The following is a 22,862-nucleotide window of genomic DNA, read 5'->3' as shown; positions in this document are numbered from 1 at the left end:
ATAGGCCATTTAAGTATTTTCTGGTTCAGGTTTTTTAGAATAATCGTGGTAGTCATAATAACCATAGCTATGCTCGTCGTTAGACTTACTCATATCCACCTGATTTAGCACCACACCCGCTACGTGCGCCTTTACCTCAAATAACCGCTCAAGGCCTGCCTTAATTGGTTTTATACGGGTAACATCTGATTTAACAACATATATAACCGAATCAGCACTTTGAGCAATTACTAATGCATCACTCACCGCTTGTGTTGGTGGTGTATCAATAATTATATGATCGTACTGAGTTTTAAGGTGTTCAATCAACTGTGTAAACTTAATGTTTGATAATAACTCAAGTGGGTTACTTGGTATTTGCCCGCTTGGCATTATTACCACACCTGATTTTTCATCAATGTGAACACACTCACTAAGCTCTTCTGTACCCACTATTAAGTTTGTTAAACCAGGGTGATAAACAGGTATTTCAAATCGCTTAGCTATAGCTGGTTTACGCAAGTCGCCATCAATTAGCAATACTTTACCCATTTGAGCTAACGATATAGCTAAATTAGAAGATGTTGTTGTTTTACCTTCACCTGGTGATGTAGAAGTAACTGCAATTATTTTATGCTGTTTATCAAGCTGAGTTAAAAGTAAGCTGGTACGAAATGTTCGTACTGACTCAGCAAAGCGCCTATACGTTTCGTCAAGATACGCATGCATAGGCAAAACGCTTTTTTTAGGTAAATTTACCTGCGGTAATAAGCCAAGCATTCGTTGAGCTAACTTGCTTTCAACATCAGGTTTGGTTTTAACGGTATCGTTAAGGGCATCAAAAATAAAACTCATAACTATTGCAAAAATAAAGCTCGCTACAAACGCAAGTACTACAATAAGCTTTTTGTTGGGTTTACTTGGATTGTTTGGCGCGTAAGCTCGGTCGGTAAAGCGTGCGGCAGCCGAGGTAAAATCGCTTGTTACTTCAGTTTCTTTAGAGCGTGATAAAAACGTATTAAATATATTGCGGTTAGTTTCTACTTCACGTTTTAGCTGGTTATATTGAGTTTCTTTGCGGGTAATATCTTGGTAGCGCGCTCTAATATTATTTAAATCATTTTCAAGAGCCCCAACGGTTCTTGTAACCCTATTAAGCTCTTTTTCGATACCCGTAATTAGGCCTTTAATTTGTTTATTAAGGTTATTTTTAACGGTAATAAGCTCAGCACTGGCCGATATAATTTTAGGGTGTTTAGGGCCGTAAACTTCACTTAGCTCGCTTAACTTGCGCTCAACGGTAACTACGTCACGTTTTACGTTTTGAATAACATTATGTGATGTTATTTCAGGCATACTTCCTAATAACTCAAGGTTGTTGTTACCGTATTCAGTTATAACGCGGTTAATGCTCTCAAGCTTATTTTTTTCGTTGCGCGCTTCAATTAACTGAGCCGATATTTGCTCAAGTTCTTGTGTTGCAAGCCCTGCTATACCTTCAATATCAATAAGGTGCTGATCTTCTCTAAAGTCTTGTAAGCGCTCTTCTGAGTTATCGAGCTGAATACGAAGTTGCGATAACCTCGAGTTTAACCAACTAGAAGCCTGTTGAGTTATTCCCATTTTCGCGCGCATTTGGCTTTCTATGTATATATCACCAACAGCATTAGCAACTAAAGCGGCTAACGCGGGATCGCTCGACTCATAGCTTATATTTACTAATTGGGTATTTCTGATTGGTTCAATACCTAGCTTAGATTTATAAATACTCAATAAAAAAAGCATTTTTTGCTCTGCTTTTTCTTCTGCAGATAAATATCTTTCTTCATTTTTATTTAAAAAAGGCAGTAAACCTTTTACATAGCCTTTAACTTCCCCCATTAAACTAGGTTTAGGAATAAAATCGCCATGTTCTTCTAAATTAAGCTTGGTAATTACTTCTCGGCCAATACTGTCAGATTTAAGTATTTCGAATTGTGTTAAGTAATACTCTTTTTTTGTGGTATCAAGGCCATAAATTTCTTCAAAACTAACGGCTTTAGATTGCTCTGATTCAATGAGTAACGTAGCCGATGCCGTATATTGAGGCACAAGCGTTAAAGCAAACATAATTGTTAATAAAGTAATAACTACCGAAAAGCCAATAATACGCCACTTAGCGCGTTGTATAACCTTTAGATAAACAGTGAAATCAATAACATCTTCGTTATCAATTGAATTATTTTCGAACTTATTCATTATTTACTGCCTTTAAAACTGCTTAAAACAAGCGTTGTTCTATTTTTATTGTATCGCCTGCTGCAATTTGGCTATTAAGAGTGCCTTTTTGTTGCTGCTGCTTAGTTTGCTCTTTAAAAATATAAATTTTGTCAGTTGAAGCACGCTCAGTTAAGCCACCCGCTAATGCAACGGCTTGGTTAACTGTCATAGCTGGCTGATAAGGGTAAGCACCAGGAGATTTAACCTCCCCATGAATATAAAAGGGTCTGTACTCAACAACCTGCACATATACACTTGGGGTTTTTAGATAATCAGGCTGCAGGCCATTAGCAATTGACTTTTCAACCTCAAAGGTAGTTAACCCAGCAAGTTTAAGTGCCCCTAAAAATGGGTAATTAACCTCACCACTATTACCTAGTAGCGCAGTTACCTCTAAATCGGGTTCACCAAATACTTTTATTTCTACTTTATCGCCCGGTCCCAACACATAGTCTTGCGCCGTTTGTGCAAAGCACACTGTGCTAAATAAAAAGCACAATGCACTAAAAAAAAGTTTACAGTTCATTAATTAGCCTTTAAAGCAAACGTAAAATTAACACCCACAATTACGCGGTCAAACTCAATTAATGGCTGGTTTGAGTTTTTATCAATAAAATCAACATAAGTCGAAATTAAACCAAAGTTATTAGCTTGGTAATTTAAGCCAAGTCGAGCGCTTTTTGTTTCATCTTTACGGCCAATATCACCAGTGTATTGCTCATCTACATAGTTCACACTCGCTACAGAGGCTAAATAGTCACTCCAATCGTGCTTCCATTTAACACCGTAAGTACTTTCTTTAATGTAATCACCTTCAAGCAGTGGATCGGTTGCGGCCCGACTGGTTGTAAAATCAAACGTAGAGTAAGTTAAAGGTTGCCAAGTAACGCCAGCCTCCCAGCTTAAGCCACTAAAGCTCTCACGTTGGTTATCGTCAAAGTCTTTGTTTTGATAACCCAGTTTAAATGTGCCAGAGGTAAGTGACGTTGCTTCCCACTCCATACCAAAAAGTACTTTAATATCGTCAGAGTTACGTGAAACACCACTAGACTCTAAAACGTCGTAGCGGTAGTCATCGCGGGTTACTTCTACAAACATGCGTGTTGCAGCTTGTGTGTTGTAATAACCAGTTGCACCAATTAACGTTTTATCGTAATCACGGAATTGTGATGAAGCTCTAAAATTTTGATATTTTTTACTGTAAAAGCCAGACACAAACTCTAATTGGGCTTTAGATGTTTGCGAACCAAATTTATAAGTACCAGTAATATCTTGTTGTTGGTATTTTATTAGCTCATCAACAATATCGCCCAAGCCTTGCGTTAAACCAGTACCTCGTGGCTCGTACAACCAATCAGCAGTGCCGTTAATATCAAAAATGTGTCGGCTGGTAAGCTCTTTATGTACACCCGCACCCAAATTAACTTGAGTAAAGTTATCAACAGAGTCTTTATTATATAAAGAGGTACTAGTGCCAACGTTTAGTTTGTAGCTATCGGGGCCATCGTCTATTACCGCTGCAACACCTGGCGAAATAGTCCAAATTACGCGCGACTCTTCGTCGGTTGGCGTATTAAAAACGTTATCGTTAACACTTAATCCCGTTTGCAAAACTGGGGTAATTTCGGCACCATCTTTGGTCATAAAGCTGCCTGGCGTAAATTCGGCCAATGCAGGAGCTGACAACGTTGCCGACAATAAAACTACAGCACAAGGTATAACTGATTTTTTAGTATGCATTTGCATTTTTAAATCCCTTAAAAATTGTCATAAAAATTATTTTAACATCTAACCATAAAGACCAATGCTTTATGTAATGTAAATCATATTCAACGCGTTTTTCCATTTTATCAAGCGTATCGGTTTCGCCGCGCCAACCGTTAATTTGTGCCCAACCGGTTATGCCTGGTTTAGCTTTGTGCCTAAACATGTAAAATTCAACTTTTTTACGATACTCTTCGTTGTGGGCAACGGCATGTGGGCGTGGCCCTACTATCGACATATCACCTTTTAACACGTTTATAAATTGCGGTAATTCATCAAGGCTAGTACGGCGCAAAAAACCACCCAACTTTGTAATACGGGCATCGTTTTTGGTGGCTTGAGTGACCACTGCACTATTTTCGGTTACCGACATTGAACGGAACTTCCATACTTTAATTTTACGCCCATCAAGCCCATATCGGTCTTGCTTAAAAATTACAGGCCCTTTAGAAGTAAACTTAACAGCAAACGCTATAGCAATAAGCATAGGAGATATAAGCAGTAAAATAATTGACGACACTATTATGTCTTCGGTGCGCTTAATAAACTCACGAGCACCAATAAAAGGGGATTCAAAAACGCTTAGCGTGTCTACATCGCCAACGTGCTCAACACGGGCATGTATTAAGTTTGAGAGTAAAAAATCAGGTATAAAGTGCACGTCTACCGTGGTATCGCCAAGTTGCAGTAACAAATCGGCTATACGCTTATCTGCTTTCATAGGGAGTGCTATATAAAGTATGTCTATTTTGCCTTCGCGGGCAGCACATATAGCATTTTGAATAGTTCCGGATATTTCGTACGTTTTTACATTATTAAATAGTCGCTCTGGTTTACGGTCGTCAAAAAAGCCTAAAAACTTAAAACCAAGCTCATCGTTTTTTTCTATCTCGTCATACAAATAAACAGCCGACTCTGTGGCACCTACTATAGCAACGTTACGTAAGTTCATGCCTAAACTACGGCGGTTACGTTTATATAATTGCACCCCAAAGCGCCATATATACAAATAAGCAACACTAAGTAAAAACCATAAGCCTAAACCAATACGCGAAAACGACTCGGTAAACTTAAACATAAAAGATATAAAAAATAAAATACTAAAGGCAACAAATAACGAACCCCATGCACACAAAACCATGGTTTTAAATTTACCTGCACGCCATGAGCGATAAGCAGAAAATATTTCGGCGCAGTATAAAAAGCTCAGCGCAACAGTTAAAACAGCTACCATATAGTGGGCTGTTAGTTCAAAACTATAAAAGAGTGCAGAGCATTGAAAGGCTAAAAATAACGCAAATATATCGAACAAACGATAAAAATTAGCATCGGATGAGCTAGATGGCTTAAACGTCCTTGACGACTTCATACTTTTAGTCCCTAAGTAAAGTGCAGTGGATAAATACCCACATAGCTATAAATTAATAATAACGTATTACTTATCTGTATTCAATAATGGAGTTTTTAAAAGCTAAAAACAGTGTAGCAGCCAGTAATAAAATTAACTCATTATTAATAAAATAAAAACATATATAAACAAAAATAAACATTTAGCATTTGCTTACCTGTATGTTATAAAAATAAACTTTTAACGTAACTCCATATACCTAATGAAAAACCTTCAAACAGGTTAATACCTAACGCCGACTTTAATAAATAAATAAATAATAACACTATAAAAAACCCTAAAGTCACTACAGTAGCTTGTGCTATGGCAGAGGCTTTTTTTTCAGTAGCACTTAACTGCCGCCTGTTGCGCCCTGCTAATAATACAAAATAATATCTGTATTTAAAAAATCTAACAACGCCTCTGCAATCAACCTTATGAGAACCCCACTGCCTGGCGCCAATAGCTATTTTCAGGTGAGATAACTGCTCTTCAGTAAAGCTATTTTGTACGCCTTGGGGCATTCTATTTAATAAGCTTCTTATTGCTGGGTCTTCAGATAAAGTAGGCATTAACTACTCCACGTTGTTAAATATTTAAATAAATGTAACAAGCTAATCACTCGCTCTATTGGCAATAAAACCTTTAAAAATTGGTAAGTAAAAAATCACCATAGATGGCGCACCGCCAGACATAAAAAGCAGCATAAAAACAGAGTATATACAAAAAGCACAAAACATCGTTTTATCTTTTTTGTTTTTTAACCCAGTACTTTGAGTTATGTAAACCAAGTAAGGAAAAAGCAATAAAAATAACCCAACTGATCCTTGCTCAATTAAAGTATCCAAGAAAACATTGTGTGTATAAAGGGCAAGGCCTTGATTTATATAAAAATCCCCCATATACACTGGTAGCATTTTTGGCCCAACACCAAAAATAAAATGCGTGGTAAATATATCCCAACCATTTGTAACTAAAGATTGTCTGTGCAGATTGGAGATCCACAAAGCTTGCTCTTCATCTAAATAAAGCATTTCGAGATCTGAATATTCAAAAAAAGTAAATGTATTTAAAAAGGATAAATCGTAAAATAACGCTAACAACAATAAAGTTAAACTAAACAACGCTAACATCACAAATTTTAGTAATGGCTTTAAATGAATGAAAATATAAAAAAAGGCGACCATATGAAATGCTAAAATACCTTTACGCTCTAAAGAGAGTAATATCACCGGGTATAGAAATATCAATGGCTTTAAGTAGCTTTTATCGTCAAAATAATAAGCACAGCTTAAAAGTATAACTCCAGTCAATGCAAAAGAATATCTAGCGTCACCTAAAAACTTATAGCTTGTTAAATGACCATGCATTAAGTGATACAGCAAGGTAACAAAGCAAATAACTAACAACGTTTTTATAAAAATAGCCCTGAACTTTTCAGGGTTCTTAACCGCATTTGTATATACCATGACTAAAGTAAACAGAATTAGCATCCACTGTACAGTAGCAATAATAGCTTTAGTTAAACCCACCTGAGCTAATGCATTAAAAAAGCAATACACTATAAAAATGCATATATAGTTAAAACCAACGGGGTACTTAATGACTATTTTATTTTTTAATAGCAGTAATAAAAAAATAGAAATCGAGAATAAGGCTAGCACATCAGATAGCCTTATTATGACTCCACCGGTTTTGAGTCTAAAGTCAGTAAAATATAATGGTATAACCATGGCGCTAATAATAAAAAGCACGTATTCAAGATTTTTTACTTTAATACTAAACATTGTTTAACACACTTTTGTAAATTTTAGTGTGCTCAGTAGCTGTATTAATAATTGAAAAGCTCGTTGCTTTATTAAGCGCGGCTACAGACTGCTCATTATAATAATTAGTATCATTAACCAGCATGTTTATTTTATCAGCTAATGTATGTGTATCGCCCACTTCAAATAAACCTTGCTCAACAACTACATTATTCAAACCTTTAACATTAGTGGCAAATGATGGGAGCCCGGCAGCCATAGCCTCGACTACTGCAATACCAAACCCTTCCCAATGGGAAGATTGTATATAAATACGTAGTGAGTCTAAAAAAGTGGGTATATCGTTAACTTGGCCTAAAAATTTAACTTTGTTACTTACTCCTAAGCTTAAAGCATAATCTTCATACTCAGACCTTAGTTCGCCGTCGCCCGCTAAATTAAGTACAAACCGATCATCAAGCAGAGTCATTAATTTTAATAAGGTTTTAATATCTTTTTGTGGTGCAAAACGACCAACCATACCTATGTTAATAACCTTAGCGTCAGCACTTAGTGTTTTAGGTGTTTGAGAAAACCGCTCTAAATTAACGCCATTATTTATAACATAAGCTTTTGAGTTACTTGCTTTAATGCTTTCTAAAAACTTAGTTTTAACGCCCTCCGATATACAAATTATTTTTTTAAATTTTTTGTAAATGATACTTTCAAGGCTTTTTATAAAGGGTAAATCTCGGCGCCTGTAATGCGGGTTATGTTCTGTAACTATTGTTGGCGTATTTGTAAAATACGCAATATAGATTGATGGGTATAAATGGGTATGGACTAAATCCGCTGCATTTAAACGCTTTATAACACCTAAAAAACCTAAGTCGTTTTTATGGAATACCTCTACCCCTAAAGCCTTTAACTCATCAACGTATTCGTTTTTACCACGGGTTAAAATCACTTCAAACTTAAAGTCATTGTTTTGTAGCGTCATTAAGTCTATAAGTAAGCGCTGCACACCGCCTAAACGCTGTAAATCATTGGTAATGTGTACTATTTTTTGCATTTTTATAGCTTCCTTGCCCAAGTATCATCACATAAATTATCGCAGTACATGTTTATATCAATTACATCTTTAATAACCTTACAAGGTGCACCAACAACAACTTTATTACTGTCGATGCTTTTTACTGCTACAGCGCCTGCACCCAAAACAGAATTATCGCCAACGCGAATATCTCCGACCAAATTTACATTGGGCCCTACATAAACGTTATTACCAATTGTTGCAGACTTACCATTATGTATTGCACCAATAGATACAAACTGTAGCAAACTGCAGTTGTTTCCTATTGTTGCTTGAGAGTTAACAACAATATTACCGTGGGGGATGTACAAACCGTAGCCTATAGCTACATTATAATTTAGCTGTATATTAACTTTTTTCCCCAAGCCTGCTTTAAATAATCTAAATATAAACGATAATAAAAAATTATTTGATTTAGACATCCTTAGATAGACTTGAAATCTAAAATAACTGTTGCTTAGTAAGGATTTAATAAATGTTTTTTTGTTTGTTTTTTTAGTATATCTGTATAAGTCAGACTTAACTAAAATTTTTATTTGCGATAAATTCATTAAAGAAACCTTCCCACATAACAAATAGAACTAGAAGCTATAAATTTAAGCTTTGCTACCAGCGAATTATTGTATTTGTTAAAAGTATCTTTAAAAGCTCTGTTTATATGTTTGCAGTTTTTAAAAAACAATTTTCGATCTAGGCGGTCTTTAATCGTATATCCCTTTAAACTTACTAGCAGAGAGTATCTTGCAACTTGAGCAACAACCTCTTCTTTATTATCAAAGCTATGTAATGTTGCTTTAACTGCGTTCGTCATATTAAGCAATAAATTAGAGTACGATGATGTTCTTTTACTTGTGGTAGAACCTGATCTTTTTCGATAATAAACAAGAGTATTAGAGAGCATCAATATTGATTCAGCCATAGAAAATGCATAAATGTTGTAATAAATATCTTCATAAATTACATCCTCAGGAAATTTAAGACCTTTGAGCATTTCTTTTTTATATAACCGTGTCCAAACAAAAAAGCCGGTATCAAATAACGCTGTATTCGTGGATTCACTCTCAATAACTGTATTGCTAACACTCAACGGTAAAACAGAGTTAAACTCTTCAAAAGCGAACTCAATTATATCCTTTGTTCCAACTGTTACATAAGATGAGAGTACATCCCAATAATTGGAGGCAATTGCATCGTCAGAATCTATAAAACCAATGTACTCACCTTTTGCAATGAGTAATGCGGCATTGCGAGCAGCAGCTTGGCCTTTATTAATCGGTTGCTTAATTATTGTTGAATTAAAATTTATATCTGATTTATGCTCTAAAATAAAGCTTTCGCACAGGCTTATTGAATTTTCAGGGCAGCAATCGTCAACAAAAATAATCTCAACTTGATCGCTATTAACACCTTGCAGTAAGCTTTGCATTAAATCAGGTATAAATTCAGCTACTTTATAAACAGGGCATATAAGTGATAATTTAATAGGCATATTAATTGGTTACACCACTTTTTATTACGCCATATTCTTTTGCGTAGCTTTCCAGCATTACAGGTAGCGAGTATTTTTGTTTATATAGCGTGTAAGCAGCATCACCATGTGACACTGTTTTAGCCTTATTATTAATGTATTCACTCATAGCAATAGCCATTGTAGATGCATCACGAATAGGGATTAAATAGCCCGATTCGCCTTTAATTATTAGCTCAGAACAGCCTCCAACATCAGATGCAATTACTGCTTTTTTACATGCCATAGCTTCAATAATACTTCGGGGTAAGCCTTCCCAAAAGCTAGAGAGTATAAATACATCAGCTTGAGTTAGTTTTTCGGCAAAGTTGTCAACCACACCACAAAAGTTTATTACCCCTTCAGGAAAGTGAGCAAACAGCTGCTTTACTTTAGCTTCATACTGGCCATCACCGTATATGCTTAACGTAAATGGTTTGCCTTGACTTAATAAAGAGCCACACGCTTGAGCAAGCGTAGTGTAGTCTTTTTGATCTTCAAATCGGGCTGCAGTAATAAAGTTAACGGGTTTGTCGGTTAGCTCCCACGTATCGTTAAATTTGCCGAGCATACCGTTACGTATAACCAACAGCTTTTTGTCGGGCACGCCTATTCGCAAATATTCATTTTTATCGAACTCGCACACACCTATTATTTTTGAAGGTAAATAAGATAGTAATTTTTCAAGTCGCTCATATTTTTTAAAGCCCTTATTTTCGGGTGTATTAACAAAAGGAACACCATGCGGAACATAATAAGAGCGTTTAAAAGTAAGCATTGCAGCTATACGCCCAAGCGCACCTATTTTAGCTGTATGCCAAGAACAAACTTGTGGGTTTTCCGATATAATAAGCCATATTAATTTTAACAATGACCAAATGTCGCTCAGCGGGCTTAAATCTCTTTTTAAATTAGTTAAAGCATGCACTTTAAAACCAGCAGCTCGCAATTTAGTTATCGCATCGCCATTACCACCTAGTGCGTATACAACCTCGGCACCTTCATTTCTAAACTTTTCGCCAATTTGGCAAATATGTTTAAATGAACCAGATACAATAGTATCCGAACGCGTCATCCCTATTAAAACCTTCATCTATGAAGCTCCAAGTAATTTTTTATAAAGCTTTACGTATTCTTTTGCTATTACATCTACTGTAAAGTTAGATGTAATCAACTGCTCAGAAAAAGCTTGCACTTCACCATTATTTTTATAATGTAATGCAATGCCATCTTCTGTACTTTTAGCAATTTCAACTGCGCTAAAGCCAGTTGCAATATAACCGTTTTTATCTGTAAAAATGGCATCGCTTGCTCCACTTACAGGTGTCGACACTAATACCTTTCCCGCTAACAAAGCCTCAAGTAATGAGTTCGAAAATCCTTCAGCCTCCGAGGCATTTACAAAAATATCAAATTGCTTAATAAAGTTTACCGGGTCGTCAACCTCACCATAAAATGTTATTTTGTGTTGCAGGTTATTTATCTCAATATATTTTTTTGCTCTAGGTAGTACACTACCACTGCCTATTAAATGAAAATGCACTTGATCATGCTTCTTAGTAAGCAATGCAAACGCCTCCATTAATACATCTACTTTTTTAATTTGCTCTAACCTACCATGATAAAAAAGATTTATTACAGAATCATGTTTATCATTTAAAACTGGGCTATCAGTATCAATTAAGCTTTTATCAATGCTATTTGGTATATTAATAATATTTTTAAAACCAAACTCTTTACAGTTATGCGCGATAACACCCGATATTGCGACTACCGTAGGCTCAGTTTTTAATACAAAATCAGCCATTATTGGCCCAATAACTTTTTTAGCTTTTAATGCTTTGAAATCCATAAACTGGTTAGAGTTACCTACCTTAATTAATATTGGCTTTTTAAATAAACGTGCCAAGCAGCAACCTACAAAAGCACCAAACTTACCTTGGTGACAATGTATTACATCAAAGCTTTTACTATTAAACATACCCCAAATTAATACCCTAATTAACCAATATACTGAAAAAGGTAACCAGCGACCAAGTAAGTCAGGGGCTATTGGCGAATATAAACGCGTTACAGGAACTTCGTTCATTACCTCATTTGCTTTGCCTTTTAACTTTTGGCGTGATGTTAATATATGTACATTAACACCTTCAGTTTGTATTCCTTTAGAGACTCGCCCGCACTGTTTTTCCGCACCACCAAATACATCTGGCATGTATTGGCATGTGAGCATTAAAATTTTCATATTGCTTTATTTACATCCTTGTTATTTTTTAAAATTATTTTTCTTTTAAGAAAGTTAAAAATAGGCTTTTCAAACAGCAGATAAGCTATAACACCACCTAGAACACCTATGAGTATAAGGACTAACCAAGTGATTATCGGTGGCATAAAAGTGGGCGGAATAAGCACTTCTCGTTTCCACAGCCCCGAAATAATCATTAACGGAAACATATGAAACAAATAAATTGAATAAGACGCATCGCCACAAACTTTAAAAAGTTTTCCGTATTGAATACTTTTTAATTTTGGGTGAAATATAAATAGCATTATTATTAGCGATGCAATCGTACTACGACTCAATAATGTCGGAGCATTTAAACGCCATTCATCAATGAAAATGAACGCACTAATCAATCCACACAAAATACATAATGTAAGAAAAGTGTATAACTTTTTCCATTCTAAATTACTACTTTTATTAATTACAAAATATGCAAGCCACCCACCTAACGCGAATGACAAAGTACGAGGGTTTGTTATTACTTCAAATATCGCTATTTTAAAATCATAAAAAAAACCAAAAATTGATAGAAAAGCAAACATTAGCGTGAGACTTTTTAGTATGTTGTACGAACTTAATTTAATGAACATTAAAAATGAAATTAAAAAATAGTAGAAAACTATGTAATGCAACGTCCAACCAATCTCCAGTATTGGTTTTATATCTCCATCGATATAAATTGGATTTAGTAATATAGAGTTAAATACCTGAAATAAACTATAGCTTGCTGAGCTTCCTGGTATTAGTGACATAGCTATCAAAAAAAACAAAGCCACCCACCAAATAGGATAAATTCTTATTAACCTTTTCTTTAAAAAATCAAGTGCATCGCTTTTTTTATTCCACGTTGTATAAAAAGCAAAAAAACCTGATAAAACTAAGAACAAATCAACGCCTACAGCACCAAATACTTTTGTATAGCCTTGCTCTATCTGCCAGAAAAAATCAGTAAACCCCAAACTTTCAAAACGCTTTCTTATCAACCCATGAGAATGTGAAACAACTATAAATATTGCACCTATGGCTCTTAAAAAATCTAAACTATTTAATCTAGTATTTGTATTTTTCATTTTATTGTACTGTTAACCCCTCAGGCTTTTTATATTTAAAATTATTCCAGAAAGTTCTTTTGGAAATAAAAGTCTATATATCAATAGATAAGATATAGCACCAATCAAAACAATTAAAGACACTTTAAATGTTACATCCATATCTAATAACATAAACTTTAAAGCCAACACTATCCCCCCCCCCATAATCAAAGATGAAATAATTGAGGGTAATAATTTTTTAAATATATTTTTTACAGAAAAAGTAAACTTTTTTTGTAAAATGACCAACATACTTAATGATAATATTGTTGCTGTTACAACATTAGAATACGCCACATGGTAAATTGAATACTGAGAAAAAATACTAACAAGCGCAATAACAACTATAAACTCGACTACACGTAACCTAAACGGAATATGTGAGTTATGTGTTGAATGGCACAGCGGAGCAAAAAAGTAATTTAGTGAAGCGCTAAAACCACTTAAACACAAGATAGAAAATATAACTCCACTTTCAGACCATTTATCGCCAAAAACTAAGTACACCATTTCGTCACCGATAACAAAGCCACCAACAAATATAGGTAAAGCAAATAATGCCGTAGTTGTAAGAAATTTTGTAAAACAAGCTTCTAGTTCATTAGTATTGCTTTGTAAATTGGCGAAAGCTGAAAAAGAGACATCAACAATTGGTCTTATTGTAAATTGCACAATAACGTCGAGCAATTTACCTGCAATTTTAAAGTAACCTAATGCAACTACTCCTAGAAAAAAACCTATTATAAGTTCAACAAATCTAAATATCCCCTGCCCAACCAGTGAACTTAATAATATAGGTTGGCCTTGTTTTAATATATTTAAAATACCATTTACGGATAGACTTAATACAGGGCTCCAGCTAATTGCCTTCCACACAAGTAATAATGATAAAAAAATTGATAAAATTTTCTGGATTATTAAACTGTAAAAACCATAGTTTGCATAAGCAAGGTAAATAGCTACAGCACCGGAAAATAATGATGAGAGCAATAACCTTATAGCAAGTGCTTTAAATTTAAAATCACGTTTAAGTAACCCTTCTGGTACTGTCGATAAAGCCTGCATTACAGGTACGATTGAAAGTATTTGTAATGATATTGCAAGGCCAGGGGCTTCAAATAGCACTTCTAAATAAGTAGATGCAAAAATAAAAAATAGAGACGAAGCTATTCCAATTAATAGAGTGGCGAAGAAAATACTATTCTCTACATTTAAGTTATTTTTACTACGTACAACTACTTCAACTAATCCGTACCTAACAATTGTGTTTGTTAGCTCGACAAAAACGATGGCTAATGCTGCAGTACCAAAATCAACTGGAGATAAAATACGTGATAAGATTATGAATATAACTAACCCAGATAATTGAAATGAAGCATTACCTATAAAACTCCATAAGGAGCCACTAATAATTTTATTTTTTAATGTCATTTTTTTCTTTTATCTGTATATTTTTTTGGGTTAACAAACTTTTTAAACCAGATTTCTTTTAAATACTCTTTAATTAAGTGTAATTTAGTTACTTTAAAACCATCAGTTTCTATTAATTTATAATCAAGTAAATTTAAAGTATCTTTAGCGTAGTATTGAAAGTCTGCTATGTTTTGTTTTGTCATTTTACCCTTCCATGCACTTGCTCGGCTAGCATCAGGTGCTTTCCCGACTAAAGTATGTTGAGACTTAGTAAATTCAGGTAAAAATTCATTTTTGAAACTATTTAATTTTATTATGTTGGGATTATTTAAAAAACTTATAATTCTATTTATTTCATTTACTTCGTTATGGAGTAAGTCTTCATACTTTACTAAAAGAGTTTTATTAGGAAATAATGCTTGAGTAATAAACCCATATAAAATTTTGTTGTTCCAAGCTCTAGATGCATCTAAATAGGTATTTGAGCCCCATTCAAGTGGTATCTGTGAGTGGGCAACAGCACGCCCATCACGTACAATATGTATGAAGTAGCACTCACTAAAAATATCATTTAGCCACTTAGAATAAACTAAATTATTCGGTGAGTGATCAATCCAGAATAAAACATCATTTTTCCCACAATACAAACTAACTAGGTCTTTGTAGAATTCTTCAAACGAACGGTGTTTTTTATCTCTTAAGGGTTCGATGTTAAGACCCCAAAGTTTAAACCGCTCGTTATTTTCTAGTAAATCACAGTATATTTTTGTACAAAAGGGTTGTTCAGCTAAAACTTCATTTTTAAATAAAGACTCAGGAGTAACGACACTTTTTTCAATTTTAGAAAGCAGCGAAGCAAGCATTGTTGTACCGCTTCTATCTGCCCCACCAATAAATATACATTTCATGATTATTTACCAGAGTTATAACTCTGGTACCAATCAACAAACTGTTGCATACCATATTCAATGTTTGTATTAGGTTTAAAGCCAACCTCAGCATGCAGGCTATCTATATCTGCGAATGTTGCTGGCACGTCGCCTGCTTGCATTGGCATATAATTTTTGTCGGCTATTTTACCTGCCGCTTTTTCGATTGATTCAATAAAGGTCATAAGTGCGATAGGTTCGTTATTACCAATATTGAATACACGGTATGGTGCTTTACTTGACTCTGGCGAGGTATTGCTGTTGTTAGGATCTCTTTTTGGAACCACGTCTTGAATGCGAATAATGCCCTCTACAATGTCGTCTATGTAGGTAAAGTCGCGTTTCATTTTTCCGTTATTAAATACTTTAATTTCTCGGTTATTTAATATTGCATCGGTAAATAAGTAAGGAGCCATATCTGGGCGACCCCAAGGGCCATACACTGTAAAAAAGCGCAGCCCTGTTGTTGGCAGGTCGTATAGGTGGCTATAGCTATGCGCCATCAACTCATTTGATTTTTTAGTTGCCGCATACAGCGATACCGGATGATCTACTGCATCGTCAGTCGAAAATGGCATTTTTTCGTTCATACCATAAACAGAGCTTGATGATGCATATACTAAATGCTGTACTTTATTATGACGACACCCTTCTAAAATAGTAGCAGTGCCTACTAAGTTAGAGTCAATGTAAGCCATTGGGTTTTCTATTGAGTAACGCACGCCAGCTTGTGCTGCTAGGTGGATAACGCGGTCAAACTTTTCGTCTTTAAATAAGTTAGCCATGCCGTCTCTGTCGGCTAAATCCATTTTTACAAAACGAAATTGAGTAAGGTGTTTAATACGCTCAAGCCTTGCATGTTTTAATGCCGGATCGTAATAGTCGTTTAGGTTATCTAGCCCTATTACTTCGTGGCCATCGTTACATAAGCGTTCAGCTACAAAGTTACCGATAAACCCTGCGGCACCAGTTACAAGATATTTCATTTGTAAGAATCCTTTAAATTTACTTTATTTATTTATTTAATTTCAGGCACTGCTATTTTGGCTTTTAAATATTACCGTTAAATACAAATTAAATTTGGTTGTGATTTATAAAAATAAGTTACGAAACTAGTTTTTTAACTGCTTTGGTAAACTCTTCACCCATATGGCTTGATTGCATTGCATATTCTACGTTGGCAAGCATATAGCCCAACTTAGAACCACAATCGTGCGACAGGCCTTTTAAGTGGTATGCTTCGAGTGTTTCTAAGTGGCGTAATTGTAATAAGGCATCGGTAAGTTGTATTTCGCCACCTGCACCTGGTGGGGTGTACTCTAGTAAATCCCAAATAGTAGGCGATACAACATAACGGCCTGTAATAGCTAGGTTGCTTGGCGCTTCATCGGTATCTGGTTTTTCTACCATGTTTTTAATTGTTGCGTTTTCGCCCGCGTTAATTTTTATACCGGCTAGGTCAACCACACCATATTGGTGTACTTGCTCTTTTGGTACTGGCTCTACCATTACTTGGTTGTGGCCTGTTTTGTCGAAACGGTCGATCATTTGACTTAAATTATCTGTTTTTGGGTTTGATTTATATTTATCAATAATTACGTCTGGTAACATTACTGCAAATGGGTTGTTGCCTACTATTGGTTTGGCGGCAAGTACTGCGTGGCCAAGGCCTAAAGGCGCAGATTGACGAACCGAAATTACGGTTACGTCTTTTGGTACTATTAAGCGCACTTCTTCTAGTAGGCTACGCTTTACACGTGCTTCTAGTGTGGCTTCTAGCTCAAAGCTAGTATCAAAATGGTTTTCGATTGAGTTTTTTGAAGCGTGAGTAACAAGTATTATTTCTTTAATACCTGCTTGTACGGCTTCGTTAACTACGTATTGAATAAGTGGTTTGTCTACCAGAGGCAGCATTTCTTTTGGAATGGCTTTTGTGGCTGGTAACATACGTGTTCCAAGGCCAGCTACAGGTAATACGGCTTTTAAAACTTTCACTTTAATTCCTTTCATTATTATTTTGTAAATATATAAAGAAGAAACTAAAGTTTACTTCCATATAACGTGCTTCACATACCTTGTGTTAGGATTATTATACACGCCATACTATTTGACTCAATAAATAAAACATCCTTTTAGGTTGTTTTTTTGTTAACTTTATGTTGCACCAAACTGGTCGGGTTGAGTCATATTGGGGCAGCTCATTCTTTATGATGATCTACCTTTTTAAAAGTAATAATACTATACTGATTAATGTCGTTTATTAGGGATTACCAACTTAAGGAACATTTGTGCGCTTAGGGCTTTGCATTTTATTCATTGTGTCGTTTTTTGTATGCGCACAAGATATGCTTTTGTATTTGCGTAATAGCGATATTATTACCCGTGCTCAGCAACAGTATGGCAACGAAGGTCATAAACGAATTAAAGATTGGCTTAACTTTATTGATGGCTCGGCTGATGAAAGCGAATGGAAAAAAATTCACCTTGTTAACGATTTTTTTAATAAAAACATTAAATACAAAAGCGATGAAGATCTTTGGCAGCAAAAAGATTACTGGGCTACCCCACTTGAGAGTTTAGGTGTTGGTATGGGCGATTGCGAGGACTACGTTATTGCTAAATACTTTACCTTAATAGCGCTAGGTGTTCCTGAGGATAAAATTCGTTTAATGTATGTCCGACAGCGCACAGTAAACCAACCTCACATGGTACTTATATATATAGAAGATCCAAACAGAATTCCCTTTGTTTTAGGTAACTTTAATACTAAACTGCTGCCCGCTAATAAACGCCCCGATTTAACGCCTATTTACAGTTTTAATGGTCAAGGGCTTTGGTTAGCAAAATCGAAAGGGTTAGGCAATAAGGTAAAAAATAGCCGTGGTGTCTCGGCTTGGAATACTATGCTAGAGCGAATTGAACAAGGTGAGCTTGCTCCCATTAAAAGTAACATTAAAGGAACTACCAGTTATGTCTCGACTTTTTAAAAATGGATTGAGTCTTAAAACCCAAGTTTACGGTTTAATAATCGTTATTTCGGTTGTTTCATTTGTGGTTAGGGTAGTTACAGATGTTGAAACCACCCGCGATTACTTACAAACCCAAATGGGAAGCCATGCCCAAGACACTGCTACTAGCTTAGGACTTTCTATTTCGCCTTATTTAGAGCCAGAAAACCTAGTAATAGCAGAAACAATGGCTACTGCTATTTTTGATTCTGGTTACTATAAAGAAATTAAATTTACAAATTCACAAAGCCAAGTTGTATTTGATCTGGAAAATCCTAAGCGTGTTGAGTCTGTGCCTAATTGGTTTATTGCTTTAAGTAGTTTAAAAGCACCCACTATGCAGTCGGAACTAAATAATGGTTGGATTATGGCGGGTATACTTGAGGTTACAAGCCATACTGGACAGTCTTATGTAACGTTGTGGGAGCATACAAAACGCAGTTTTTATGGTTCTTTTTTAATACTAATTGCCTCGCTTGCAGTTGCCTTTTTAATATTACGCGAAGTATTTAAGCCTTTAAAAGCAGTTGAGCATCAAGCTCACCTTGTTACTCGTAAACGCTTTACATTAAACGAAGAAATACCTATTGCACGAGAGCTACGCACTGTAACCAAAGCTATAAATAATATGGTTATTAACTTACAAAGTACTTTTGATTCTTTAACTAAACAAACACAAGCCTTAACTGAAGAAGTTTATATTGATTCTTTAACTGGTTTAGGTAATCGAAAGTTGTTTGAAAATCACTTTAGCTCGGTTGTAGACACAATAACCACTGATGCTCCACTTACCGCAATGATGATTACTCTACCTTCACTTACAAATATAAACCAAAGTGTTAGCTATCAAGATGGTGACGCCCACGTAAAAGATGTTAGTGTTATTCTTACTAAAATTATTGGTAACCTTACTAACTCTAAAATATTTAGGTTAAACGGTAGTACTTTTATTGCGCTGATTCCTTACGATACGCAGTTTTTAAACAGAACCCGTTTAGAAATTACAGATGCTTTTAGTAAACAAAAAAATAGCTTACACGTTAATGGGTTTGCTAATTTTGCAATATTGGAAGTTAATAAAGGCTCGTCTATTGGTAGTGTATTATCTGCTTTAGATACAGGTAGTACTATTGGCGATACAATAGACACTAACAAAATAGATAAAGATACGCTATTTAGTGTTAATCAATGGCGTACACTTATTCAATCGATTATTGACTCTGGTGAGGTTAGCTTTTCGGTGCAGCCAGTTAAACGGGCTAACTCTCAAAACAAGCAGTGTTACTTTGAGGCCTTTGCCCACTTTACCCATGAAGGTGAAAAGATAAACAATGGCCATTTATTTGCTATGGCCGAAAAACTTAATTTAACTGAAGAATTAGACAAAAAAATAATTCGTAACTTTGTAAATATAAAAGAACAATACCCTGATGACGTATTTGCCTTAAACGTAAGTAAGGCATCTTTATATTCAGCTGATTTTATACAATGGTTAACGCTTTATGCGCACACGAAACCCGTTATTAAAACTAACCTCATTTTTGAATTACATGAAATTAGTTTACTTTATAATGTTCATATAGCTTCAAAGCACATAGATGCAATTAAAGATATTGGTATTAACGTGTGTATAGAGCACTTTGGAACAAGTTTAACGTCGTTTAGGTATTTACAAGGCCTTGATATTGAATATGTAAAAATTGATGGCAGTTATATTCAAGACTTGTTAGATAATTCTCAAAGCCAGTTTTTTATTCAAACCGTTAATAATATTTGTCATGGTTTTGGTATTAAAGTGTTGGCATGCTTAATTGAAAAGCCCGAAACATTAAAAATGCTTGAAAATTTAGGCTGTGATGGCGTACAAGGTAATTTAATTATGGAGCCTTCTAAAGTACTTACAGGCAAGAACCGTGATAACGTTAATAAAGAGTTTACTTTTTGCGCAGACACGCTAAAATTCTGTAATTAGATACTCACTTAAAGGGACACAAGATGAAATCAATTTTTTTAAAGAGTTTATTAATAGGTGCAATGGCTTTTACCGTTTCACCTGTTTACTCACAAGCAGATTCTGATGTTGTAGTACAATCTGACAGCCTTACTAATTTACTTAATATTTTAAATAATGCTCCGGATGATATTTCGTCTGAGGAACTACAAAATGAGTTAGTTGCTGCTATTGAGCAATTTTGCCAAAATATGGGTCCTATTGACCTCGATTCGCCTATTGCAAACGGTTCGTGTAGCGCTGAACAACTTGATATATTAATTAACGCAGTTGTTGCTTCTTTAGGTGCCGATAATGCGTTAATTTCTGACTTTTTAGCAGCCTTAGTAACTGCTGGTTCTGATAGTGATGCGGTAACTATTGCTGCAATTACTGCTGGTATAGATGCCACAGTTGCATCTGAAGCTACTGCTGCGGGTCCTACTGATGATACCCCAACTGCAGCTCCTCCTGTTGTTGTTTTACCAACAACTACTGTACCTCAAGGTACTGGTGGTACTGGTGGTGATGCTGGTATATCAGAAGTTGGTAACTAAGCACTCTTCTCAAATATAATACAAACGCAGCCTTTGGCTGCGTTTTTACTTTATGAGTTTAAATTGAACCGTTTTATATTTATTTTGCTATGTGCAATACTTTTTTTGCTGCCTATTCCTTTAGGTAGCTATCGCCCTTGGGCTATTTTGGCAATGGGGATATTAATTAGTGCTACCTTTTTCATCCATTTAGTTTTCAGCAGTATTAATAACAAGCACCATTTATACCCTCCGTTATATTCTTGGCCCTTATTTACTGTACTCGGTATAGTTGCGGGCGTATGCGCAGTACAAATATTTACCGTAAGTGTTGACCCGTTTCAAACTAAACAAATGCTTATTAAAACAAGTTTTATGATTTTATTTTGTTGGCTATTATTTATTTATTGTAATACTGAAAAGCGTATTAAAAATTTAATATATGCAATTATAAGTGCCGGCGTGTTTCAAGCTTTATATGCTACTTATTTAAATTTATCGCCTGATATTATTAGCCCACTATTTGGTTATAAGCATACCGACCGTGCTATTGGTACGTTTACTTACTCTAATTTTTTGGCTAACTTTTTAGCTTTATGCTTATGTTTGGGTATTGGTGTTTTAGTTAGCGAATTAAAACGCTCTAATAGCGATTACAAACAAACATTAAAACAAACACTTCGTGCGTGGACTGAAATACTTTTGAGCTCAAAAATAATTTTACGTATTTCGTTAATTATTATTATTGTGGCGCTTATTTTAACCCGTAGCCGTATGGGTAACTCAGCGTTTTTTATTGCATTAATGGTTGTTAGCTTACTCGCGTTTTTTATTTACAGGCAAAAACCTAAAGCGTTTAAACTACTTATAGTTAGTTTTTTTATAATCGATTTAATTATTATCGGCGCTATATTCGATGTAGAAAAAGTTAAACAGCGTATAAGCGAAACCAGTATTTCATCAGAAACCCGCGACGAAGTTGTACGTGATTCAATACCCCTTATTTTAGATAAGCCTTTGTTGGGCTCTGGTGGTGGTACATTTTATACTGCGTTTCCTGCGTATCAGTCTGAGCCGTATTCTGGTTACTACGATAATGCCCATAACGATTACGTACAGTTTGCAGTAGAGCTGGGTATACCCACTACAGCCGCACTGGGCTCACTTATACTTTATTGTTTATGGTTATGTATAGCGACTATGCTAAAGCGTAAAACAGCGTTGTTTCAGGGCGTTGCTTTTGGCTGTGCTATTGCAATTATAGATATGCTGCTGCATTCGTTGGTAGATTACTCTTTACAAGCGGGTGCAAACTCAATGTTGTTTATGACTATTTTATGCTTGGCAATATTGAGTAGTAAGTTACCTGCGTTTAAACGAAGCCGAAAAGAGCATGGTTAAATACAAAGCCAAGTAATTACCAATATAGAGTGATTGGAAGCTGCGCTTCTCACGCGAGCAAGTTCAGCGTCTACCGCCAAGGTTAAATTTACGGTTAACTTGTTAGCGTGACAAGCCAAGCCTTTAATAAGTGATTTTTTCACAAAGAGGCTAAGAGGCGCTACGCTTTTAGAGGAAGTAATAAAGCAGAAACTATACTCTGATTGGCATTCTGTTTTCTCATTTACTCCTCTTTTGTTTCTCTTTGTGAAAATAGATCTTTAATTGATTTATTGGTGAATAGATTAAATAATTTAAGCGTGGCTTTCGTAACAATCGTACCTGTTATAAGTGATTTTTTCACAAAGAGGCTAAGAGGCGCTACGCTTTTAGAGGAAGTAATAAAGCAGAAACTATATCCTGATTGGCATTCTGTTTTCTCATTTACTTCTCTTTCATTTCTCTTTGTGCAAATAGATCTTTAGCTGGTTTTTACT

The 22,862-nt window shown here is 35.3% G+C and carries 20 protein-coding genes; 4 read left to right on the top strand and 16 right to left on the bottom strand.

All coding sequences use genetic code 11. The annotated features are described in order from the left end of the window. Positions 1–9: 9 nt before the first annotated feature. The 16 genes from H5157_RS04585 to galU all read right to left on the bottom strand — a co-directional run bounded on the left by H5157_RS04585 (position 10) and on the right by galU (position 17,446). The gene (locus H5157_RS04585) at positions 10–2,217 is read right to left on the bottom strand and encodes a polysaccharide biosynthesis tyrosine autokinase (RefSeq protein WP_182724260.1); all 2,208 of its coding nucleotides are present in this window, start codon (positions 2,215–2,217) and stop codon (positions 10–12) included. A 22-nt stretch (positions 2,218–2,239) separates the two neighbouring features. Further along, the gene (locus tag H5157_RS04580; RefSeq protein ID WP_182724259.1) at positions 2,240–2,764 is read right to left on the bottom strand and encodes a polysaccharide biosynthesis/export family protein; all 525 of its coding nucleotides are present in this window, start codon (positions 2,762–2,764) and stop codon (positions 2,240–2,242) included. Continuing rightward, positions 2,764–3,984, bottom strand: coding sequence for an outer membrane beta-barrel protein (locus tag H5157_RS04575; RefSeq protein WP_182724258.1), 1,221 nt, complete (start codon positions 3,982–3,984; stop codon positions 2,764–2,766). Before H5157_RS04575 ends, H5157_RS04580 begins: the two co-directional genes overlap by 1 nt. After that, positions 3,968–5,371 carry an undecaprenyl-phosphate glucose phosphotransferase gene (locus tag H5157_RS04570; RefSeq protein ID WP_182724257.1) on the bottom strand — a complete coding sequence of 468 codons (1,404 nt, stop codon included), beginning with the start codon at positions 5,369–5,371 and terminating at the stop codon, positions 3,968–3,970. The genes H5157_RS04575 and H5157_RS04570 overlap by 17 nt, the downstream gene beginning before the upstream one ends. Positions 5,372–5,574: 203 nt before the next feature. Further along, entirely contained in the window at positions 5,575–5,961 is a 387-nt protein-coding gene (locus H5157_RS04565; RefSeq protein ID WP_182724256.1) for a 3-phosphoshikimate 1-carboxyvinyltransferase, read from the bottom strand. Between the two features lie 42 nt (positions 5,962–6,003). Beyond that, on the bottom strand, positions 6,004–7,176 hold the full coding sequence (locus H5157_RS04560) for an O-antigen ligase family protein (RefSeq protein WP_259399346.1): 1,173 nt from the start codon (positions 7,174–7,176) through the stop codon (positions 6,004–6,006). Further along, positions 7,169–8,206 (bottom strand): glycosyltransferase, encoded by a 1,038-nt coding sequence (locus H5157_RS04555; RefSeq protein ID WP_182724255.1) that lies wholly within the window; start codon positions 8,204–8,206, stop codon positions 7,169–7,171. The genes H5157_RS04560 and H5157_RS04555 overlap by 8 nt, the downstream gene beginning before the upstream one ends. A 2-nt stretch (positions 8,207–8,208) precedes the next feature. Beyond that, a complete protein-coding gene (locus H5157_RS04550) occupies positions 8,209–8,778 on the bottom strand; it encodes a serine acetyltransferase (protein ID WP_154903323.1) in 570 nt (189 codons plus the stop codon). Further along, a complete protein-coding gene (locus H5157_RS04545) occupies positions 8,778–9,716 on the bottom strand; it encodes a glycosyltransferase family 2 protein (protein WP_182724254.1) in 939 nt (312 codons plus the stop codon). Before H5157_RS04545 ends, H5157_RS04550 begins: the two co-directional genes overlap by 1 nt. Before the next feature lies 1 nt (position 9,717). After that, the gene (locus H5157_RS04540) at positions 9,718–10,827 is read right to left on the bottom strand and encodes a glycosyltransferase family 4 protein (RefSeq protein ID WP_182724253.1); all 1,110 of its coding nucleotides are present in this window, start codon (positions 10,825–10,827) and stop codon (positions 9,718–9,720) included. Further along, positions 10,828–11,979 carry a glycosyltransferase family 4 protein gene (locus H5157_RS04535; RefSeq protein WP_182724252.1) on the bottom strand — a complete coding sequence of 384 codons (1,152 nt, stop codon included), beginning with the start codon at positions 11,977–11,979 and terminating at the stop codon, positions 10,828–10,830. After that, positions 11,976–13,088, bottom strand: coding sequence for an acyltransferase (locus tag H5157_RS04530; protein WP_182724251.1), 1,113 nt, complete (start codon positions 13,086–13,088; stop codon positions 11,976–11,978). Before H5157_RS04530 ends, H5157_RS04535 begins: the two co-directional genes overlap by 4 nt. 12 nt (positions 13,089–13,100) lie before the next feature. After that, a complete protein-coding gene (locus H5157_RS04525; protein WP_182724250.1) occupies positions 13,101–14,540 on the bottom strand; it encodes an oligosaccharide flippase family protein in 1,440 nt (479 codons plus the stop codon). After that, positions 14,537–15,430, bottom strand: a complete 894-nt coding sequence (locus tag H5157_RS04520) for a sulfotransferase (protein WP_182724249.1) — start codon at positions 15,428–15,430, stop codon at positions 14,537–14,539. The genes H5157_RS04525 and H5157_RS04520 overlap by 4 nt, the downstream gene beginning before the upstream one ends. Positions 15,431–15,432: 2 nt before the next feature. Then, positions 15,433–16,437 (bottom strand): NAD-dependent epimerase, encoded by a 1,005-nt coding sequence (locus tag H5157_RS04515; RefSeq protein ID WP_182724248.1) that lies wholly within the window; start codon positions 16,435–16,437, stop codon positions 15,433–15,435. A gap of 118 nt (positions 16,438–16,555) precedes the next feature. Beyond that, positions 16,556–17,446 carry a UTP--glucose-1-phosphate uridylyltransferase GalU gene (galU, locus tag H5157_RS04510; protein WP_182724247.1) on the bottom strand — a complete coding sequence of 297 codons (891 nt, stop codon included), beginning with the start codon at positions 17,444–17,446 and terminating at the stop codon, positions 16,556–16,558. Between the two features lie 293 nt (positions 17,447–17,739). Between galU and H5157_RS04505 the strand changes: the two genes are divergently transcribed. The 4 genes from H5157_RS04505 to H5157_RS04490 all read left to right on the top strand — a co-directional run bounded on the left by H5157_RS04505 (position 17,740) and on the right by H5157_RS04490 (position 22,386). Then, positions 17,740–18,438 carry a transglutaminase-like cysteine peptidase gene (locus tag H5157_RS04505; protein WP_182724246.1) on the top strand — a complete coding sequence of 233 codons (699 nt, stop codon included), beginning with the start codon at positions 17,740–17,742 and terminating at the stop codon, positions 18,436–18,438. Then, a complete protein-coding gene (locus H5157_RS04500) occupies positions 18,422–20,431 on the top strand; it encodes an EAL domain-containing protein (protein WP_182695117.1) in 2,010 nt (669 codons plus the stop codon). The genes H5157_RS04505 and H5157_RS04500 overlap by 17 nt, the downstream gene beginning before the upstream one ends. A gap of 23 nt (positions 20,432–20,454) precedes the next feature. After that, positions 20,455–21,006, top strand: a complete 552-nt coding sequence (locus tag H5157_RS04495; RefSeq protein WP_182724245.1) for a hypothetical protein — start codon at positions 20,455–20,457, stop codon at positions 21,004–21,006. Positions 21,007–21,069: 63 nt separating this feature from the next. Then, positions 21,070–22,386, top strand: coding sequence for an O-antigen ligase (locus H5157_RS04490; protein WP_182724244.1), 1,317 nt, complete (start codon positions 21,070–21,072; stop codon positions 22,384–22,386). Positions 22,387–22,862: the final 476 nt, after the last annotated feature.

Source organism: Pseudoalteromonas sp. SG43-3, assembly GCF_014164385.1.
GTDB classification, from domain to species: domain Bacteria; phylum Pseudomonadota; class Gammaproteobacteria; order Enterobacterales; family Alteromonadaceae; genus Pseudoalteromonas; species Pseudoalteromonas distincta.
The sequence above is the reverse complement of the archived record's forward strand: the minus strand, read 5'-3'. Positions and strand labels throughout refer to the sequence as shown.

Excerpts from the sequence above, each read along its gene's own strand:
- H5157_RS04585 (WP_182724260.1), bottom strand. The coding sequence starts at position 2,217 with ATGAATAAGTTCGAAAATAATTCAATTGATAACGAAGATGTTATTGAT.
- H5157_RS04580 (WP_182724259.1), bottom strand. The coding sequence starts at position 2,764 with ATGAACTGTAAACTTTTTTTTAGTGCATTGTGCTTTTTATTTAGCACA.
- H5157_RS04575 (WP_182724258.1), bottom strand. The coding sequence starts at position 3,984 with ATGCAAATGCATACTAAAAAATCAGTTATACCTTGTGCTGTAGTTTTA.
- H5157_RS04570 (WP_182724257.1), bottom strand. The coding sequence starts at position 5,371 with ATGAAGTCGTCAAGGACGTTTAAGCCATCTAGCTCATCCGATGCTAAT.
- H5157_RS04565 (WP_182724256.1), bottom strand. The coding sequence starts at position 5,961 with ATGCCTACTTTATCTGAAGACCCAGCAATAAGAAGCTTATTAAATAGA.
- H5157_RS04560 (WP_259399346.1), bottom strand. The coding sequence starts at position 7,176 with ATGTTTAGTATTAAAGTAAAAAATCTTGAATACGTGCTTTTTATTATT.
- H5157_RS04555 (WP_182724255.1), bottom strand. The coding sequence starts at position 8,206 with ATGCAAAAAATAGTACACATTACCAATGATTTACAGCGTTTAGGCGGT.
- H5157_RS04550 (WP_154903323.1), bottom strand. The coding sequence starts at position 8,778 with ATGAATTTATCGCAAATAAAAATTTTAGTTAAGTCTGACTTATACAGA.
- H5157_RS04545 (WP_182724254.1), bottom strand. The coding sequence starts at position 9,716 with ATGCCTATTAAATTATCACTTATATGCCCTGTTTATAAAGTAGCTGAA.
- H5157_RS04540 (WP_182724253.1), bottom strand. The coding sequence starts at position 10,827 with ATGAAGGTTTTAATAGGGATGACGCGTTCGGATACTATTGTATCTGGT.
- H5157_RS04535 (WP_182724252.1), bottom strand. The coding sequence starts at position 11,979 with ATGAAAATTTTAATGCTCACATGCCAATACATGCCAGATGTATTTGGT.
- H5157_RS04530 (WP_182724251.1), bottom strand. The coding sequence starts at position 13,088 with ATGAAAAATACAAATACTAGATTAAATAGTTTAGATTTTTTAAGAGCC.
- H5157_RS04525 (WP_182724250.1), bottom strand. The coding sequence starts at position 14,540 with ATGACATTAAAAAATAAAATTATTAGTGGCTCCTTATGGAGTTTTATA.
- H5157_RS04520 (WP_182724249.1), bottom strand. The coding sequence starts at position 15,430 with ATGAAATGTATATTTATTGGTGGGGCAGATAGAAGCGGTACAACAATG.
- H5157_RS04515 (WP_182724248.1), bottom strand. The coding sequence starts at position 16,437 with ATGAAATATCTTGTAACTGGTGCCGCAGGGTTTATCGGTAACTTTGTA.
- H5157_RS04500 (WP_182695117.1), top strand. The coding sequence starts at position 18,422 with ATGTCTCGACTTTTTAAAAATGGATTGAGTCTTAAAACCCAAGTTTAC.
- H5157_RS04495 (WP_182724245.1), top strand. The coding sequence starts at position 20,455 with ATGAAATCAATTTTTTTAAAGAGTTTATTAATAGGTGCAATGGCTTTT.